Raw genomic sequence first — 19324 nt, 5'->3', positions numbered from 1 at the left:
TACTCCCGCCGCACCCTGCGACCCGGTATGCGGGGGAAAATACGCAGGTGCGGGGGTACGGCCGCACCCCCGTGCCGGCCGCCCCCGCACCCACGGGTCCTCAGGGCCGGTTTTCGGCCAGGCACCACGTCACGGGCACCGGCGCTCCGGCACACCCTTCGGGAAGGTGCGCTTACCGGAGCACCGGCGTCCAGATGAAGCTACGTGGGTCCGGGCAGGGTGTGTATCTCGCCAGTGCCCTCTCTCCCGCGCCGAGGACTCACTCGTGCACAGTCACGTCCGGATGGTCCCGCTTCGCCCGGCCGACGGATGGTTCGTCGAGGTCGCCGAGTGCCAGATGGGCGAGGACGACCTCGTACAGGTCACTGCCGCCGGCGAGGAGTTCGCGTTCGAGGACGGGTTCCGCGCCGCGTACGTGATCGCGCACGGTCTGCGCGTGGATGCCGAGCACCTGTGCGGTGCGCTCAGCGTTGCCGCCGGCGGCGATCCAGGTGCGGACCGTCCGCCGCAGGTCCCGGGTGTCCGCGGTGAGGCGGTCGAGGAGACTGTCCGCCCAGGACAGAAGCGGGTCCGTGCGCAGCAGCTCGGTCAGTCCGGCCGGCGGGGCCAGGGCCGGGCGCGGTCCATCCGGGACGGAGGCCTGGGTGTTCAGGGCCAGTTGGACGGCGGCGCGCGTGGTGAGGTCCGAGAAGTCCGCGTCGAGCAGGCCTTCGACCCGTTCCATCCGGGCGCGCACGGTGTTGCGGCTGACGCCGAGGATGATCGCCGTCTTGACGGCGGTGAAGGAGAAACCGAGGCGGGTGGTGGCGAGGAGTTCGGCGCGGGTGTGGTGGGGCAGTTCGTCGAGCGGGCTCAGCAACCGGTCCGCCCAGCCGCGCAGCGCCAGCGAATTCATCAGCCGCTCGGGGTGCGTGCGTTCGGCGTACACGGCGGCCCTGTCCGGGCGGAAGCGGGCCACGGCGAGGGCGCTGACGGCCTGTCCGTACGCCGTGGCGGTCTGGGCCAGGCTCTGCCGGACGCTGCCGCCCATGAAGGTGTCGGGGCGTTCACCGACGAGCGAGCGCAGTTCCGGACCGGCCATGTCCTGGCCCCGGTCGATGGGCGCCACGACGATCAGATGCTCGTCCACGGCCGGGCAGCGGACAATGAGCGCGTGCCCCTCCGCCGCCGCCTGGCAGTCCTCGGCGAGGGTGTCGCGTTTCGCGGCGTGACCCTCCAGTACGTAGACGCAGGCGGTGTCGGTGTCGAACAGGCCGGGCCAGAGGCCGGCGGCGACCCGGCGGGCCGCGATGATGTCACCCACCATCAGCAGCTGGAGGATGGCGAGTCTGAGGTCGGAGGTAGCCCGGTCGAGCCGGCGTTCGGCGCTGACCGTCCCGCGTTCCCGCAGGAGCAGTTCGAGCACCCAGACCGTGCGGGCCAGAATCTCTGTGGCGCGCTGGTCGAAGGGCCGGGTGCGGGCCACCGTGAGGACACCCCTGGTGACGGGGTGTCCGAGTCCGGCCAGCCGCACATGCCGTCCCTCCGTGTGCACCGCAGCAGAAGCGATTCTGCCGGTGGCCACCTCCCTCACCAGTTCGTCGTCCGCGCACACTCCCGTGCCGGCGAGGAAAGCTCCGGTCACGTCCTGGAGAGACACCTCCGCCTCGATGGTTCCGGCGAGCCAGCCGGTCACTCTGCCGAGGTCACGTGAGGCCGGGCGCAGGTGGTCGAGGAGTTCGTCCGCCCAGTTGCCGGAGGGTTCGCCGCCCACGCCGTCGTGCCCGTCGTCGGCCCCGCTGCCTGGCACGACGGCCCTTCTCTGATCAATCACGTCCACACCGCATCACGATCCGGAATTTACCCCACACGGGAGGCACGGGCCCCCTCGCTGCGCGGTGGCCGGTCCGGGGCTGCGTGGGTTCGGCGGCCCGACCGCTTAAGCTCGTTGGATGGCAAGGTACTTCGACGTCCATCCCGACAACCCGCAGCCCCGCACGATCAGTCAGGTGGCCGACAGCATCCGCTCCGGGGCGCTGATCGCGTATCCGACGGACTCCTGCTTCGCGCTGGGGTGTCAGCTCGGCAGCCGTGACGGCATCGACCGGATCCGGTCGATCCGGCAGCTCGACGACCGTCACCACTTCACCCTCGTGTGCCAGAACTTCGCACAGCTCGGCCAGTTCGTACAGGTCGACAACGATGTGTTCCGGACCGTGAAGGCGTCGACGCCGGGCAGCTACACGTTCATTCTCCCGGCGACGCGCGAAGTGCCGCGCAAGCTGCTGCATCCGAAGAAGCGGACCGTGGGCGTGCGCATTCCCGATCACACTGTCGCGCAGGCCCTGCTGGCCGAGCTGGGCGAGCCGCTGCTGTCCAGCACGCTGCTGCTGCCCGACGAGAAGGAGCCGCTGACACAGGGCTGGGAGATCAAGGAGCGTCTCGACCATGTCCTGGACGGGGTCGTCGACTCCGGAGACTGCGGCACGGAGCCGACGACGGTCGTCGACTTCTCCAGCGGCGAGGCCGAGATCGTACGGCGGGGCGCCGGAGACACATCACGGTTCGAGTGACGGCTCCCTGAGGTCGTGCGTCCGCGTGGCTGGAGCGAGTTGGCACCCGCGCGGACAGAGGCCCCTGCCGCCACGGCGTCGCTGCCGGGCCCGTACGACGGTGACGGGGCGTCCGCCGACGGGTGGCTCGGCACGAGGGCCGCGTGCGCGGCGGCTTCGAGCGGGTGCCTGGCACGGCTGACGCTAGCGCCGACACGGTGAGCGCCACCAGCGCGGCATTGGTCATCGGCTGCGGGCTGCGACGTTACTGGCGGCTCGGGCGCCTCCAGTAACGGTCCGAGTTCCCGGACCCGGTCCTTCCGACGTCGATCCACACCTCCGTGCCCGGCCCCGGAGCCATCGACGGCCGCCGGGCAAGGCCGAGCCGAGCCGAGCCGAGCCGGGCAAGGCCGAGCCGAGCAAGGCCGGGCCGAGCCGAGCCGGGCACGGCCGAGCCGAGCCGAGCCGGGCACGATTGCGTCGCCCCCGTCGCCGTCCTCGTCGAATCGGCTGCCCGGGATCGTTCCGCCCTCGGACGGGGCCTCTCACCCGGGCGGTCGAGGAGCGGGGGATTCCGGTGCGGGGTGCGCGAGGGGCGTGGGCTGTGCATGGTGGTAAGAGGTCCGGTCGAGCAAGGAGACGTCATGCCGATCCAGAACTCCGATTCACCCTCTCCGTCCGACGACGTCACGACCCCCGACGCCCTGCTGCACACCGGTGCCGAGCACGGGGCGTCGGCCGAGGACCTGGTGCTCGCCACAGGCCGTGACCTCACTCCGCGCACCTTGGCCTGGGCGGAGCGCAAGCTGGCGGAGGAGGGGACTGCGGCGCTGGACAAACTGCTGCCGTAACGGTCAGCTGTTCGATACCCCACCGAGTACGCGGTTCGCCGGCCGCGGGCCGGTGGGTGCTGCCGCTCCCCCACTCCCGGCTTCGCTCGAGCGGCTGGACCCCCATCGCGGCGGCGCCGCAGTCGACCCGGCCCCGCGCCCTTTCGGGGCCCTGCCGACCGCGCGACTTCGCCGGACCCGCTAGTCCTGCGATCCGTGCTGTACTGCCGGCGGCTCGAAGGTGATCCTCGTTCGGACCCCGTCCTCGGCCCACCGCACCTCGACCGCCGTGCCGGTCACCTCGACCCCGGACACCACCCGCCCGGGAACGAGGGGTTCGGGGTCTGCCGTGAGAACCGCCAGTGCCACGTGCAGTGAGGTGCCGGAGGTCTCGCCGGTCAGGCGCGGGACAAGGGCCCAGCGCGTGTAGGCGGTGCCCTCCGGGGCCCGTGCCTCCTCCGCCTCCGGATTCCATCCGTACAGGCCGTGCAGCGATGAGGTCAGCTCCTCATCGGGGCCCGTCGCCCAGCCCGTGTGCGTGACGCGCGCGCCGGCCGGAGCGCCGGTCACGCGGTGGACGCGGAGTTCGTGGCGGCCTCGTACCACTGTGACGCTCTCCACCCGCAGCCCCGGCACCATGGGCGGTCCGGAGGTGAAGACGGGCCGGTGCCAGGACGCGGCCCAGCCCCAGCCGTCCCCGTGGCCCGCCCCCAGCGGGTGGATACGGCGGCGCACACTGCCCCGGCCGCCGATCTCCACGGAGAGATGGTTGTCGGCGATGTTGGCGGGGGCCGTCGGACCGGAGTGCGTCGAGTAGGCCTGGCGGCCGTAGTGCGGATCGTCCTCGGCCGCCGTCTCGCCCTCGTGCGGGCGGACGTGGTCGCTGCCGTGGTTGTGCAGCCGTACGATCCCGTCCGCGCGGGTCGACTGGACCAGCAGCCCCGGTGCGGGCAGCGCGAGCACCCGGTCCCCGTCCTCGACCGGCGCCGCCTCCTCGCGGGCCGTCCACAGCGGGGCGTCGGCGGGGGCGAGCAGGGAGACGAACGCCTTCGAGGCCCAGTACGGCGACGCGGGACCCGAGTAGGTCTGGAGGGTGGCCTGGTGCGGGCCGTGCCAGCCGAGGGTCAGCAGGCCGTCCTCGGTGAGGGCTCCTCGGTCCAGGAAGTGGCGGAGACTGCCGCTGATGAGGCGACGGCTCGCCCCCGGGGTGAGCGGGGTGTGGCCGGTGAGGGCGCCCAGGCCGACGGCGGCGGAGGCGGCGAAACGGTACGACAGGGAGCGGCCGAAGTGGATCGGCGCACCGTCTCCGCCGAACATGAGCGCGAAGCCGTCGAGGTGTTCGCGCAGGCGCGGTCCGTAGCGGGCGGACATCTCCTGGTCGTCGCCGAGGTGGGCGTCGAGGACCGGGTACAGGTGCAGGGCCCAGCCGTTGTAGTGGTCGAAGGCCCGGCCGTCTCCGTCGGCGTACCAGCCGTCGCCCCGGTACCAGGTCTCCATCAGCTCCAGGGCTCGCTCACGCGCCCCGGCCGTCTCCGCGTCGCCGCGCCCCACGGACTCCAGGAAACCGGCGACCGTGCAGGGGAAGAGGTACCAGTTGTTCGGGGCGGGCGAATGCCGCAGCGAACCCCGCAGCCATTCCTCCGCCCGGTCCTGTACGGCGGAGTCGAGCCGTTTCCACAGCCAGGGCGCCGTAAGCCTGAGGCCGAGGGCCACGGAGGCCGACTCGACCATCGGCTGGCCCTGAACGTCGTGGTCGAGGATGAGCGGCCACGACTCGGTGTCCGCGCGGCCGGGGGTGCGCGTGCCCGCCGCGAGCCCCTGGGCGTACCGGCCGAGCCAGCCGTGCGGGTCGTCGCCGCCGGCGCCCGCGACGCGGAATGCGGCGGCGAGGAAGGTCCGGGCGTAGCCTTCGAGGCCGTCGGAGCGCGCACCCGAGCGCGAGGGTGCGCCGGGCAGGTCGAGCAGGGCGCTGCCGGGGGTGCTCCAGCGCCACGCGGCAGCCAGCAGCCCGTCCGCCACGGCCTCCCAGTGGGCCCGCGTGTACCCCGTGTGCGGGCTCGACTCGCGGTCCTCGGGCGGGAATTCGAAGGGGATGCCCCTGCTGCTGAGGCGGGTCGTGCTGCTCATGCGAGGAAGGCCAGCCTTTCGCGTCGTACGGGATGGCGGAATCCCGCGCCGGCTGCCCAGTGTTCCGTCTCGGCGACGGCGAGGTCGGCCAGGCGGCGCCACTCGTTGCCCTGGGAGCCTGCGAGGTGGGGAGTGAGGAGAGCGTCGGGGCAGTTCCACAACGGGTGCTCGGGAGGCAGGACTTCGGGGTCGGTGACGTCGAGCACGGCGCGGATGCGGCGTTCCCGGACAGCGTCGGTGAGGGCGTCCTGGTCGACGACGCCTCCCCGGGCGGTGTTGATGAACACGGCGCCCGGACGCATGGCGTCGAGCAGCGCACGGCTCACCAGGCCCCGGGTGGTGGGCAGCAGCGGGGTGTGCAGGCTGACCGTCTCGGAGCGGGCGAACAGCGCGTCCAACTCGACGCGTTCCACGCCGAGTTCCGCTACATCGGCATCGGTGACGCAGGGGTCGTACAGGAGGATGTCGAAGTCGTGGGGGCGCAGTAGGTCGATGACACGGCGGCCTATCAGGGAGGCGGAGACGATGCCGACGGTCCGGCGGTAGTTGCCGATCGTCCGGGAGGTGCGCAGCCAGTTGTCGCGGGTGTGGGTGGCGGCGTAGGCGTGGGCCCGTTCCAGGACCTGCTTGCCGGTGAGCAGGATCATGGCGAGGGTGTACTCGGCGACCGGCAGGGCGTTCGCGGCGGCTGCGGACGACACTTCGATGCCGCGCTCCCAGCAGGCGTCGGTGACATGCGGGCGGACGCTGCCCGCCGTGTGCACGACGGCCCGCAGCCGGGGCGCCGCCGCGAGGGCGTCGGCGTCCAGTACGGGGCAGCCCCAGCCGGTGACCAGAAGGTCGACGTCGGCGAGGATCCCGCGGGCGCGGTCCGTGCGGAAGTCGTCCAGTACGGGCAGTGGGGCGAGGTCGCAGACGGCGCCGAGGGCGGCCAGCGAGGCGGGGTCGAGGACGGCGGCGGCGGCGTCCGGGGACATGGCGAGGGCGGCCCGGGGGCGGAAGCCGGGGCCCGGCGAGGACGCGGTCATACGAGGTCGGTTACTCCTTGCTGGTCGGGAACTCCGGTGTGACGAGCCGATATATGTCCTGTTCGAGATACGGGAATCCTGATCGCCTCACCGGAAACGGTCAATAGATCGATCAGAAGAAAACAAAACAGTCACACGCTCATTCCATGCTGTGTGCCGACGCCGGGGAACCGGGTTCCCGCGTCGACCCGCGCACCTTCAGCTCCGGCAGCAGTTCCACCCGCCGCGCCGGTGCCGCCCCGCTCCCCCGCGGGTCCCCCAGCCGGTGCAGGAGCAGCTCGGCGGCGGCCCGGCCGACCTCACCCTTGGGCGGGGACACGGCGGTGAGGGGGATAACACCGAGGGCCGCCACGACATCGTCGTAGGCGACGACCGAGCAGTCCTCCGGCACCCGGACGCCGTGTGCCGCCAGGTCCTGGACCAGCATCAGGGCGTCCACGTCGCCGTGCAGCACGCACGCCGTGGCCTCCAGTTCGCGCAGGACACCGGGCAGGTGCACAGCCGGACGGTCCGCGCCCACCGCGCGGTCGGGGCCCGCGTCGGGGGAACTGAGCGTCAGCGTCCACGCGTCGAGTTCCGGACGGGCCCCGGCGATCCCGGCGAGGGCAGCGCGCAGGGCCCGTGCGGTGGGGCTGTCGTCGCGGGTGGCGAAGACGATTCTGCGGTGACCGAGGGCGACCAGGTGTTCCACGGCGAGATGGGCGCCGTACCAGTGGTCGGAGCAGACGGAGTCCAGGGCGTGCAGCGCGCTGCCGGGGCGCGGCCTGCGCTCCATCAGGACGGTTGGCACACCCAGCCCGCACAGCCACTGCGCGTCGGCCTCCTCACTGGCGAGGGTGCGCCAGCGGGGGGCGATCAGTACCCCCCGGGCGCCGTCCGTCAGCGCCCTTTCCACCAAGGGTTGTTCGGCGCCGGGGACCTGGGGGGCGATGTGCAGGGCGATGCGTACGCCGGCCTCTTCCAGGACGGGCCGGGCGCCGTGCAGGGTCTCGTAGAGGTAGGAGTGGCGGGCGGGTACGACCAGGACGACGGTGTCACCGCCCCCCGACGCTCCGACGCGCTCGGGCTGGGCGTCCGCCACGGGTAGCGCGGAGCGGGCGACGCCGTGGCCACGCCGGAGCCTGCCCTCGCGGGCGAGTTCCTCCACGTCCCGGCGGACGGTGACCACCGAGACCTCCAGCTCGGTGGCGAGATCCGTCACCCGGGCCGTTCCGCGCGCCTGCACGGCGGCCAGAATCCGCTGCCGCCTCAGTTCGACCGGCTCGCGCATACCGTTCGCTCCCTCACGTCCGGACACCTGCGTACCCGTGCACCGGAATGTTCGTTTGAACGCATTGCCGCGCAGCATAGCGATCGACCGGCCGGGCGGCAGCACCACCAACGGAACCAGGGATTCCGGCCGAGTCTCATCCCTTATCGCCCGATCTTGACCTTCAGTCAAAGAAAATTGACCGGGTACTCGCGGTAACTGCTTGCTTTACTCGCGCCTGACGCGAGAATTTCCCCCCTCAACAGGTTGCACCTCGGGGGGAATTGGCATATGCAAGGAACAATTGACGGATTCAGTTATGGATTCGTCACCCCGGTGGCCGCCTACGTCATGGCCTGCCTCGGGGGCGCTCTGGGCCTACGCTGCGTGGTCAGAACACTGCTCAACCAGGATTCCTGGAAGCCGGGTTGGCTGGCGCTGGGAGCGGCGGCCATCGGGTGCGGAATCTGGACCATGCATTTCATCGCGATGATCGGGTTCCAGGTCGAGGAGACCGCGGTCCGGTACGACGTCGGGCTGACCGTCACCAGCCTCGTCGTCGCGATTGTCGTCGTCGGTATCGGCGTGTTCGTCGTCGGATATCGCGGCGCCACGCCCGCCGCGCTCTCCGTCGCGGGAACCGTCACCGGTCTCGGTGTCGCCGTGATGCACTACCTCGGCATGGCGGCGCTCCATCTGAACGGCGAGATCCTCTACGACACGGTGACCGTGGCGCTCTCCGTGGTGATCGCCATCGTCGCCGCGACCGCCGCGCTGTGGGCTGCCGTCTCCATCCGGGGCTTTGTGACCAGCCTCGGGGCCAGCCTGGTGATGGGTGTGGCCGTCAGCGGTATGCACTACACGGGCATGGCCGCCGTCAGCGTGCATCTGCACGACTCGGCCGTCACCACCTGGACCGGCGACTCACCGACCTCGCTGCTGCTGCCGATGCTGATCGGCCCGGTCATCTTCCTGCTGCTGGCCGCGGTCGTGGTGATGTTCGACCCGCTGCTGGTCCTGGGCGACGGGGAGTGGGGCGGCAGGGCCGCCCGGCAGCAGCCCGCGCAACAGATGCCGCTACCGAGGCAGTCGGCACAGCAGGACACGGGACAGCCTTCCCCCAGCTGGCAGCGGACCCCGACCCGGACGGATCTTCGCCTGTAGGACATTGGTACGGTGCCCCGATGGTTGACTCTTCACGGGCGCACTCGTCCCGCGACACGGCCGAGGGCGCAGGCTGGGGCCCCGAAGAACCGGGCGCCTACCGGGAGTTGATGCCACGCCAGGTCGAGAAACTCTCCTGGCTCGATCCCCGGACACTGTGGCCCGCCCGCAACGGCGTGCTGGCCTCGTGGTTCGGGGACCCCACGGGCCGCACCCGGAGCCGCTGGTCCGAGCAGCGGACGGCCGCGGGCGCGCCCGCCGACAAGGTGGTCCGGCGTACCGACGCGGACCGTTTCTCCTTCCTGGTCATCGGCGACACCGGCGAGGGCGACGCACCCCAATACGCCGTCGTGCCGGGCCTGCTGAAGGTCGGTCATGACACGGCGTTCACCGTGGTCGCCAGTGACGTGATCTACCCGGTCGGGGCGACCGACGACTACGGCACCAAGTTCTTCCGTCCCTACCAGGACTACCCGGCGCCCATCTACGCGATACCGGGCAACCACGACTGGTACGAGGACCTGAACGGGTTCATGCGCGTGTTCTGCGACGCCCCGCCCCTCCCGGCGGACCCCCCGCCCCGCCCGCTCACCCGCGCCTGGCTGCGCTCGCTCCTGTGGCACAGGCCGAGCGCCGTCGACGAGCAACGCCTCACCCAGACAGGCAAGTTGCGGTCGGCCCCCGCCCAACAGGCCGTCCAGCCCGGCCCGTACTGGGCGATCGACGCCGGACCAGTGCGCGTCATAGGCATCGACACCGGTCTGCTGGGCACGCTCGACGCCGAGCAGGGCCGCTGGCTCGATCAGGTGTCCGCCGGACCGGTCCCGAAAATCCTCATCACCGGGTCGCCCCTGTACGTGGACGGCGAGCACCACCCCTGCCCGATCGAAGGCGGCGGCACGGTCGACGACCTCGTCCGCGATCCCGAGCGGAACTTCGTGGCCGCGATAGGCGGCGACATCCACAACTACCAGCGCTATCCGGTGGGGGTGAACGGCCGCACCGTTCAGTATGTGGTCTCGGGCGGCGGCGGCGCGTTCACGCACGCCACCCACACCATCAAGCGCGTCTCGGTCGCCGACGTCACCGAGGACGACTTCCGCTGCTATCCGCTGCGCGGCGACTCCCTGGCCTTCTACAGCAGGGTCTACGGCAGCCGGCTGCATCTGCGCCGCTTCTTCACCCTCTCCGAGGCCGAGGCCGCGGCCGTGACCGCCGAGCGCCTGGGCATCCGGCCGACACGCGCCCCGGGCGAACCCGTGCGGCTCACCCGGCGCATCCGGTTGGTCGCCGGCCTGTTGGGCACGGCCCGCCGTCCCGACCGCGCCCGGCGCCTGCGGCTCCCGGTCCGGAAGGCGTACACGCAGCTGTTCTCGCCCGGTTCGGCGACGTACACCCCGCCGTTCTTCAAGAGCTTCCTGCGGCTCGACGTGTCCCCGGAGTCGGTCCGGCTGCGCTGTTTCTCCGCGACCGGCAATCTCAGGCAGGAGCTGGATCCGCCGGTCGAGGACGAGGTCGTCATCCCGCTGATCCGGCCGGCCGGCACCATCGGCGAGGCGTGATCGTCCGTACGACGATCGTTGCAGGAGTCCGTGCCGTCCCCCTCACAACCGCTGCGCCGACCGGGCTTTCTCCATGAGGGTTACGTCCAGATCCTCACGGACATCGCGACCCGCCTCGGTTCCGCGATGGGCCGGCCACCGGCTGAAGCGACCTCACCACCGCCCGGGTTCGGTACCGGTGACCGGCTCCGACGGCCTGCCGTCCACACCGGCCGGGATGTCGCCGGTCAGCATCACGCGGTGCATGACCCGGGGGTGGCCGAGGTGGGCGTTGTCGCTGGGGGCGAGGTGGATGGTGGCCCGGTTGTCCCAGAAGGCGACGCTGCCGGGCTCCCAGCGGAAACGGACCGTGTACTCGGGCCTGGTGGCCTGTTCGAGGAGCATCTCCAGAAGCAGTCGGCTCTCCGCCCGGGAGACGTCCACGATCTGCTCCAGGTAGTAGCCGTTGACGAACAGCACCCGCTCCCCCGTCTCCGGGTGGACCCGCACCAGCGGGTGCACCGAGGCGACCTGGTGGTCCAGCAGATGCCGGAGGTAGGCGTCGTCGCCGGGCCGCGACCGGTAGCCGACGCCGAGCCGGTGCTCGGCCCTGAGGCCGTCCACGAACTCCCGTACGGGGGCGGAGAGTCCGGCGTACGCGGCAGCCAGGTTGGACCAGGTCGTGTCGCCGCCGTACGGCGGTACGGTCTCGGCACGCAGGATGGTCGCGGCGGGCGGGTCGATACGGGCCCCGTGGTCGCAGTGCCAGCCGCGCAGCAGCGAGTGGCGGCGCCGCTCCAGCCACTCGGCGTGCTCCATGCCGTAGCGTCCGCCCAGCTCAAGCCGGTCGGCGGTCGTCTCGATCCCGGGGAAGCCGGATGGTGAGGCGCCGCCGCGCCGGCCGAGGACGACCGGCTCGCCGAACCTGCGCGCGAACGCGATGTGTGCGGCGTGGTCCAGCCGCTGGCCGCGGAAGAACACCACCTTCCAGCGCAGGACGGCCGCCCTGATCGCGGCGACCACGGCGTCGTCCAGGGGCTCGGTCAGGTCGACGCCCGAGATCTCGGCGCCGATGTGCCCGGCGACGGGCCCCACCTCCACTGCGGCGGTGTTCGCCGATCCCAACTCGCGGGCTGTCGGCTGTACTTCGCCGTTCGTGGCACGGTCCGTCCTCATACACGCTCCGTTCGTGGGTGCGTCGTGTCGGTCTCGCCTGTGAGCGTGCCAGTATCCGGCGGGCGCGGCGACAGTGCGTACGTACTCCACTGGGCATGCGGCTCGTGCGCTGCGGGCCGGTGAGGGCCTGTCGCGCGGTTCCCCGCGCCCCGGGTCCGAGCTTCCCGTTCCCGGTCGGCCGTGCTGGGTCCGCTGCTCGCAGCGCGCCGAACGGGCCGCCCTCGCCGTGGACGGCGTCGCACGGGTGCGCTCAACCGGTGGGGCGACGGTGGCGCACACCTCCACTTCTGGCTGCCGGGCCGCCCCCGCCGGCCTGTCCCAGCTGCGCGACATGCTCCACCCCTGCGGGAGGAACCTCTGCCCCCAGTAACGGAGTTGGAACGGCCGCGTGCCCATCGGCGGATCGCGTCGACGCGGCGGCCGGGCGGGACGGCGTTCGTGGGCCGGGGCAGGTTCTAAGCGCCCACCCCGGCCATCCGCCAGCCCTCCGTGCGGTCGTGCTGGGAGACCGCCTCGGCCGTGGCCAGCACCAGCGGCGCCAGTCGGGACGGCTGGAGCATCTCCAGTGGGCCCACGACGCCCACCGACGCCACCACCGTGCCGCGTGCGTTGCGCACCGGGGCCGCGATCGCTCCACGGCCCTCGCGCAGGGTGCCGCAGACCATCGCGTACCCCTCGTGTCTTATTTTGTTCAGCGAGTTCCGCAGGGTGGTGGCGTTGGTGATGGTGGCCGCGGTGTATGCGCGCAGCGGGCCGGCACAGATCTCGTCCTGCAGAACGATGCCCGCGTTCGCCAGCAGGACCAGACCCGCCGCGGTGACGTGCAACGGGAGCCGGCAGCCGGGGTCGCCCCAATACGCTGTAAGACCGCGGTCGTTGGAGAGGAAGGACAGGCAGACACTCTCCGTTCCGTCGCGCAGGGCGAGGACCGCCGCGCCGCCGGACTGGCCGTGGAGTTCCACGAGGTGGGGCTGCGCGGCCTCGGCCAGGCCCGAGTAGCGGGGGGCCAGCGTCGCCGTCTCCCACAGCCTCAGGCCGATGCTGTATCCGCCTTCCTCTCTCCGTTCCAGTGCGCCCCAGCCATGGAGCTTGCTGACGATGCGATGGACCGTGGCGACCGGAAGACCGGAGCGCCGGCTGATGTCGCTCAGCGTCAGGGTGCGGTTGTCGCGGTCGAAGACGCCGAGGATGCTGAGCGTCCGGTCGACAACCGAGCGCTCGGGGGCGCCGGGGTGGGTGGTCATCCCGTCTACTTCCCTTCACCTGCACATCATGTGGGGACGGTTACTCGTGCATGTGCCAGAAGTGATCTGGCTACGGGCGGCCACGCCTATCATTTATTTTTGAAGAAGCACGAGAAAGGTCGATTCCGGAACGCTCATGGTCGATTTCGCTACGTTACCGATCCCCGTGGTCCCGTACACCCCCACCCTCAGACCCGGCATCGGCCTGGCGATGACCTCGCTCAGCGAGGTGCGCATGAAGCTCTGCCTGAACTCCACCACCGTCCCCCACCGGCTCGCCTTCCACCAGCTCATGCTGGTCGGGGAGGGTACCGGAGACTTCACCATCGACTCCGTGCGCTACCCGTGCCGGGCGGGTTCCCTGCTGTGGATCCGGCCGAACCAGGTGATCCAGTTCGCAGTCGCGTCGGACATGGAAGCCCGCCTCGTCATGTTCACCGAGACGTTCCCGTTGCGGCTCCGCGCCCACATGGAGATGCTCGACGACGTCCTGCGCCCCTGCCACTGGCAGCTCTGCGACGACGACCTGGATACCTTCGGACGGGTGCTGGACCTGATGCAGGAGGAGTTCGAGCGGCCCGACCAGGGCCTCGGAGAGGACATCCTCAAGCATCTGCTGGCGGTCACCCTGCTGCACATCGACCAGATGTGCCGCGGTCACGACAGGGACCCGGCGCGAAGCGACACCCCCTCCGGCGAGAACGGCGAACTGTTTGTGCGCTTCCGGCGCGAGTTGGAGGGCTCCTACCGCACGACCCGGCTGGTCGAGGACTACGCCGCCGCGCTCAACTGCACGCCCCGCACCCTGTCCCGGGCCTGCCGCATCGTCGCCGGCACCTCCACCAAGGACCTGATCGACGCCCGCGTCGCCCTGGAGGCGAAGCGTCTGCTGGTTCACACGGATCTCCCCGTCGGCACCATCGCCCGCCAGCTCGGGTTCACCGAAGTCACCAACTTCGGCAAGTTCTTCGCGCGACGGGTGAATATGACACCCGGCACATTCCGGCGCGGCGTCGATCCACAGAATTAGCGTCGAACCCGAAGCCTCCCGGCCAGGAGTTCACTCACCGGTAACATATTTCGCTCGCGTCCTACGCCCGTAAACCACGATTTCTTTCCACTCTCCGGAAGAGTGGTTGTCCAAGATTCAGTGAGCTGGCAAGACTGTGGCCTGCATGCTTCGGGCGGCCACTCCCGAACGCAGCTCCTTTCATGTGAAGCCGCATGTCCGGACCAGAAGACCGGATTCCTACCCCACCTGTCTCCCGGTGAAGTAAGTCACCAAAACCGCTGCCGCCTATCTCGACCGTTTCCGTACCGGTCCGCCGATTGACACCGGGTCGGAACAGTGCGCTCCCGAATCGGGCCCAAGGGCCCTTTCAGTCGGAAGCGTTCACCATCCACTCGCGCCCCGGGTCCCCGCCGGGAGCGCCGCAGGGAAGGACGACGCATCATGGCCGTAGTGACCGCTCGTGAGGCCCAGGACTGGCTGATCGAGAAGATCGCCCACCGGATGGGTGTGACGACGGGCGAGGTCTCGCCCGAGGTGTACTTCGACGAACTCGACCTCGACTCGACCGAGGCTCTGATCCTCGCGGGCGAGATGGAGAACTGGCTCGGTTTCGAGCTGAGCACGACGACCCTCTGGTACCACCCCACGGTCAAGGACCTGGCGGCGTACATAGCCGAGGAGTGCGGCCGTCGTGCGGCCACCGCGTAAGGGTCCGCCGCCGGTCGCCCGCATCTTCCGCGGCGCCGCGCCCGGCGGTCCCACAGTGTACGTCGTCCATCCCGGCGCCCTCGCGGTCCAGGTGTACGAGGGCCTCGCGGGCGCACTGCCGGACGGCACCGGACTCACCGTGCTCGACCTGGGCGCGGTCCCCGAGTACGCGGACGCGGCGCTGACCGGAGGCCGGGCCGCGACCACCGTGGAGGATCTGGCCGCCCTGCTGCTGGCCGCGCTGGAGCGGACCTGGCAGAACAACGGCTCTGCCCCAGAGGGGAGTTGGAGCCTGGCCGGCTGGTCCTTCGGCGGGGTGCTCGCCCTGGCGGCAACCCGGCTGATGCCCGCCGGACGGCGGCCCGGGCGTCTGGTTCTCCTCGACAGCATCGCCCCCGTCGAGGAGTACAAGCAGCCCGACGACGCCCTGCGGCCGGATCTGCTGCTCAGCTGGTTCGCCATGTACCTGGGCGCCAAGCGGGGCCGTCCGGTACCACTGGACATGGACCGGCTGGCCGGGTGCGGGACCGACGAGGGGCTGACCGCCGTCCTCGACGCCGCGACCGCCGCCGGGGCGCTGCTGCCCGGCACCCCGCTGCCGGGTCTGCGCAAGCTCTACGACACCTACGTCGACGGTCTGCTGCGCAACAACCGTCTGACGGCGCCGCACCGCGCCGGCTCCGCACCGCTTCCCCTGGTGCTGGTACAGGCCGAACGCAGCCTGGTCCCGGCCGACCCGACACTCGGCTGGCGCCCGCTGGCCCCGCACGGCCTCACCACGTACCGCTGTCCCGGCGACCACTACACGATGCTCGCCCGTCCGGACTCGCTCAGCGTGATCGCACCGCTGCTCCAGGCGTCCTGACCGGTACTCTCCCTCCCTCTTCCACCTCTTCCACCTCTTCCTTCCGCCTGTCCGTTTCGTTTTCTTCTCTCGTGCGTCATGTGCCGTTCCTCCGAACCGCTGCGGGGCGAGCGTCCCCCGCCGTCCGACCAAGAGAGCCTCCCGTGAACGCTTCGCACCCTTCCGAACTCGACCGCCGGCTGGCCCGGGACCCCATCGCGATCGTCGGACTGTCCGCGTTGTACCCCAAGTCGCGTGATCTGCGCGCCTTCTGGGACAACGTGGTCTCCGCCGCCGACTGCATCGAGGACGTACCCGAGACCCACTGGCGTGTGGCCGAGCACTACGACTCCGACCCGTCCGCGCCCGACAAGACGTACTCGAGGCGGGGTGGCTTCATCCCGGCCGTCCCCTTCAACCCGCTGGAGTTCGGGCTGCCGCCCAACACCCTCGAAGTCACCGACGTGCTCCAGCTGCTGAGCCTGGTCGTGGCCCGCGATCTGCTCCGGGACGCGGGCTCCGACCAGCAGTGGTACGACGCTTCACGGACCGGGGTCGTGCTCGGCGTGACCGGCGCCAACCAGCTGACCCAGCCGCTGTCGGCCCGGCTCCAGACGCCCGTCATCAAAGAGGTCGTGCGCAGTTGCGGCCTTTCGGACCGGGACGCCGATGAAATCGCGGAGAAGTTCAAGCTGGCTTTCGCGCCCTGGGAGGAGAACTCCTTCCCCGGCATGCTGGGCAACGTCGTGGCCGGCCGGATCGCCAACCGGCTCGACCTCGGCGGCACCAACATGACCGTCGACGCTGCCTGCGCCAGTTCGCTGGGGGCGGTGAAGGCCGCGGTCAGTGAACTGCTGGAGCGGCGCTCGGACATGATGCTGGTGGGCGGCTGCGACGCCGAGAACACCATCTTCATGTACCTGTGCTTCAGCAAGACGCCCGCTTTCTCCAAGGCGGGGAGCATCCGCCCGTTCGACGAGAACGCGGACGGCACCCTCATCGGCGAGGGCATCGGCATGCTGGCGCTGCGCCGGCTCTCGGACGCCGAGCGGGACGGCAACCGGATCTACGCGGTGATCCGTGGCATCGGTTCGTCGAGCGACGGCCGGTTCAAGTCCATCTACGCCCCGCGCAAGGAGGGCCAGATGGCCGCCCTGCGCCGCGCGTACGAGGACGCGGACTGTTCCCCGGCCTCGGTCGAGCTGTTCGAGGCGCACGGCACGGGTACGGCGGTCGGTGAGGCGACCGAACTGTCGGCGCTGTCGGCGGTGGTGTCGGAGCACACCGAGGAGCGGCAGTTCGCGGCGGTCGGCAGTGTGAAGTCGCAGATCGGCCACACCAAGGCGGCGGCCGGCGCGGCCGGCATGATCAAGCTGGCGCTCGCCCTGCACCACAGGCTGCTGCCGCCCACCATCAACGTGGACACCCCGAACCCGGCGCTCGACTGGCCCGAGAGCCCGTTCTACGTCAGCACCCAGACCCGCCCGTGGATCCGTGACCCGCGCCGGGAGCAACGCCGGGCGGGGGTCTCCTCGTTCGGGTTCGGCGGCACCAACTTCCATCTGGTGCTGGAGGAGCACGGAGACGGTGACGACCTGCGGGTGATGTTCCCGGTCAGCCGAGTCCATGCATGGCATGAACCTGACATGAACAGTCTGATACGGGCGCTTGACGAGGGCGCGGAGTCAAGACCGGGACCGGCCCCGGCCAACCATCCGCGGCTCGCCCTGGTCGCCCGGACCGAGGAGGAACTCGCCGAGCTGCGCGCCCTCGCGGCGGCCGAACTGCGGGCAAGGGGCGAGGCCGACGCCTGGGCGCATCCCAGGGGGATCTACTTCCGCCGGTCCGCCGCCCCCACCGGAAAGGTGGCCGCGCTCTTCGCGGGGCAGGGCAGCCAGTACGTCTCCCCCGGCCGGACCGCGGTCCTGGCGCTGCCCCCACTGCGGGCCGCCTTCGACCGGGCCAACGCGGCCTTCGGGGACCACGAACTCCCCTTGTCCCGGGTAGCGTTCCCGCCGCCCGCCTTCGACGAGGCGACGCGTACGGCCCAGGAGAGCGCGCTGCGCCGCACGGAGTACGCCCAGCCTGCCATCGGCGCGCTGGCCGCCGGCCACTTCCGGTATCTGGCCGAACTGGGCTTCGACGCCGACGGGTTCCTCGGCCACAGCTTCGGTGAACTGGCGGCGCTGTGGGCGGCGGGCGCGCTCGACGACGACACGTACTTCACGCTGGCCCGGGCGCGGGGCGCCGCGATGGCACCGCCCGCCGAGGCCGGCTTCGACCCCGGGGCGATGGCCGCGGTGACCGCCTCCGCCGGGCAGGTGGAGCAACTCCTCGCCGCCCATCCCGGGCTGATCCTCTGCAACCGCAACGCGCCGGACCAGGTGGTGATCGGCGGCGCCACCGACGCCGTGGAGCGGCTGGTGGAGGCGGCGGGCGCGGCCGGCGTACGAGCGCTGCGGCTGCCGGTGTCGGCAGCCTTCCACACACCGTTCGTCGCCCACGCCGTGGACGCCTTCGGCCGCCGCGTCGCCGACGCGAGCATCCTCGAACCGCGCCGCCCGGTCTTCGCCAACTCCCCTGAGGCCGCCTACGGTCCGGACCTCGAAGCCAACCGGCGGACGCTGGTGGACCAGCTCGTCAAGCCGGTCCGGTTCGCCGACCGGGTCGAGGAGATGTACGCGGCCGGTTTCCGTACGTTCGTCGAGTTCGGCCCCAAGGGGGTACTGACCCAGCTGGTCCGTCGCATCCTCGGCGAGCGCGAGCACTTCGCGGTCCAGCTCGACCCGGGCAGCGGCGGCGACGCCGACATGGCGTTGAAGCGGGCGATCGCCCAACTCGTCGTACTGGGGCTGCCGTTGGCCACCACCGACCGCTATGTGTCCGAGCCTGTGGCCGTCGAGCCGGTGAAGGGCATGACCGTGCCGCTCAACGGCATCAACCATGTGCCGCAGTCCCGCCGGGACGCGTACCGGGAGGCGCTTGAGAACGGCTACCGGGTGGCGGGCGGGGACGTGGCCGCAGGCGCCGCGGCCGCGCGCGCCGTCCGGGAATCCGTGCCCGTGGCGAGTGCCGCGGCCGTGGGCGTCCCAGCCACGCCGCCGCTTTCCTCGCCCGGTCCCGAGCCCGCGCCCGTGTCCGCCGCGAACACGGTTGCCGTACGGCCGGTCGCCCACCCGCCGGCGCCTGCCGCGCCGCCTGTCCCCGCCGCCCACATCATGGAGAGCCAACCCGTGGAAGAACACGACCGAACACCCGCCCCGGGCACCGACAGGCTCTCCGGACTGATCGCCGACCATCTGGCCCTGCACGACGACTATCTCAACGGCCAGCTGAACAGCGCCCAGCGCCTGATGGGCATCCTGGAACGGGCCGACGAACAGGGCAGGATCGATGCGGTGATCTCCGGAGTGGCCACCGTGAAGGAACACGGGCTGGCCATCGGGCGTACGCATCTGCGGGCCAACGAGATCCTGCGGGACCTGGCGTCGATGGAGATCGGCACGCTGACGCCGGCTGCTCCCGTGGCTCCGGTTTCGGTCGCGGCGTCTGCTGTTCCGCCGGCGGCTCCCGTCGCAGCAGCCCTCGCGCCGCCGGTCGCTCCCGCTGCTGCCGCTGTCCCCGCGCCCGCCGCGGCCCCCGAGGTATCCGGGCCTCCGTCGGCCGATGTCACGGCGGACGACGTTCAGGCGGCGCTCCTCGACGTGGTGTCGCAGAAGACCGGCTACCCGGCCGAGATGCTCGACCTCGGCATGGACGTGGAGGCTGACTTGGGCATCGACTCCATCAAGCGTGTCGAGATCATGGGCGTCCTGCAGGAACGCTTCCCCAGCCCCACCCCCGTCGGACCCGAACAACTCGCCGAACTCC

Annotated in this window: 14 protein-coding genes; 8 read left to right on the top strand and 6 right to left on the bottom strand. The window is 71.1% G+C overall.

The genetic code is table 11. The features are described from left to right. Positions 1–259: 259 nt before the first annotated feature. On the bottom strand, positions 260–1789 hold the full coding sequence (locus RB628_RS01960; protein WP_318318477.1) for a helix-turn-helix domain-containing protein: 1530 nt from the start codon (positions 1787–1789) through the stop codon (positions 260–262). Between the two features lie 142 nt (positions 1790–1931). Between RB628_RS01960 and RB628_RS01955 the strand changes: the two genes are divergently transcribed. Beyond that, on the top strand, positions 1932–2552 hold the full coding sequence (locus RB628_RS01955; RefSeq protein WP_318318476.1) for an L-threonylcarbamoyladenylate synthase: 621 nt from the start codon (positions 1932–1934) through the stop codon (positions 2550–2552). A 623-nt stretch (positions 2553–3175) separates the two neighbouring features. Beyond that, positions 3176–3382: a hypothetical protein gene (locus RB628_RS01950; RefSeq protein ID WP_318318475.1), complete on the top strand. Its 207-nt coding sequence runs from the start codon at positions 3176–3178 to the stop codon at positions 3380–3382. A gap of 180 nt (positions 3383–3562) precedes the next feature. Here RB628_RS01950 and RB628_RS01945 read toward each other — a convergent pair whose 3' ends face one another. The 3 genes from RB628_RS01945 to RB628_RS01935 all read right to left on the bottom strand — a co-directional run bounded on the left by RB628_RS01945 (position 3563) and on the right by RB628_RS01935 (position 7786). Next, positions 3563–5488, bottom strand: coding sequence for a DUF2264 domain-containing protein (locus RB628_RS01945; protein WP_318318474.1), 1926 nt, complete (start codon positions 5486–5488; stop codon positions 3563–3565). Beyond that, positions 5485–6516, bottom strand: coding sequence for a hydroxyacid dehydrogenase (locus RB628_RS01940; RefSeq protein ID WP_318318473.1), 1032 nt, complete (start codon positions 6514–6516; stop codon positions 5485–5487). Before RB628_RS01940 ends, RB628_RS01945 begins: the two co-directional genes overlap by 4 nt. A 139-nt stretch (positions 6517–6655) precedes the next feature. Beyond that, the gene (locus RB628_RS01935; RefSeq protein ID WP_318318472.1) at positions 6656–7786 is read right to left on the bottom strand and encodes a substrate-binding domain-containing protein; all 1131 of its coding nucleotides are present in this window, start codon (positions 7784–7786) and stop codon (positions 6656–6658) included. Positions 7787–8056: 270 nt separating this feature from the next. On the opposite strand from RB628_RS01935, the gene RB628_RS01930 reads away from it, so the two are divergent. Then, on the top strand, positions 8057–8929 hold the full coding sequence (locus RB628_RS01930) for an MHYT domain-containing protein (RefSeq protein ID WP_318318471.1): 873 nt from the start codon (positions 8057–8059) through the stop codon (positions 8927–8929). A 20-nt stretch (positions 8930–8949) separates the two neighbouring features. Beyond that, positions 8950–10491: a metallophosphoesterase family protein gene (locus RB628_RS01925; protein WP_318318470.1), complete on the top strand. Its 1542-nt coding sequence runs from the start codon at positions 8950–8952 to the stop codon at positions 10489–10491. A 153-nt stretch (positions 10492–10644) separates the two neighbouring features. Here RB628_RS01925 and RB628_RS01920 read toward each other — a convergent pair whose 3' ends face one another. Together RB628_RS01920 and RB628_RS01915 are read right to left on the bottom strand one after the other, a co-directional pair. Further along, positions 10645–11646 (bottom strand): TauD/TfdA dioxygenase family protein, encoded by a 1002-nt coding sequence (locus RB628_RS01920; RefSeq protein ID WP_318318469.1) that lies wholly within the window; start codon positions 11644–11646, stop codon positions 10645–10647. A gap of 455 nt (positions 11647–12101) precedes the next feature. Then, positions 12102–12890: an IclR family transcriptional regulator gene (locus tag RB628_RS01915; protein WP_318318468.1), complete on the bottom strand. Its 789-nt coding sequence runs from the start codon at positions 12888–12890 to the stop codon at positions 12102–12104. A 166-nt stretch (positions 12891–13056) separates the two neighbouring features. Between RB628_RS01915 and RB628_RS01910 the strand changes: the two genes are divergently transcribed. The 4 genes from RB628_RS01910 to RB628_RS01895 form a co-directional block, all read left to right on the top strand. Beyond that, complete coding sequence (locus RB628_RS01910) at positions 13057–13920, top strand: helix-turn-helix transcriptional regulator (RefSeq protein WP_318318467.1); 864 nt, start codon at positions 13057–13059, stop codon at positions 13918–13920. A 423-nt stretch (positions 13921–14343) separates the two neighbouring features. Then, positions 14344–14610: an acyl carrier protein gene (locus RB628_RS01905; RefSeq protein WP_318318466.1), complete on the top strand. Its 267-nt coding sequence runs from the start codon at positions 14344–14346 to the stop codon at positions 14608–14610. Beyond that, entirely contained in the window at positions 14594–15475 is an 882-nt protein-coding gene (locus RB628_RS01900; RefSeq protein WP_318318465.1) for a thioesterase domain-containing protein, read from the top strand. Before RB628_RS01905 ends, RB628_RS01900 begins: the two co-directional genes overlap by 17 nt. Positions 15476–15618: 143 nt before the next feature. Beyond that, positions 15619–19324, top strand: a 3706-nt coding sequence (locus RB628_RS01895) for a beta-ketoacyl synthase N-terminal-like domain-containing protein (RefSeq protein WP_318318464.1), incomplete at its 3' end; no start/stop codon positions are given.

The organism is Streptomyces sp. ADMS (assembly GCF_033441795.1).
GTDB lineage: Bacteria > Actinomycetota > Actinomycetes > Streptomycetales > Streptomycetaceae > Streptomyces.
This window is presented reverse-complemented; position numbering and strand designations above follow the sequence as displayed.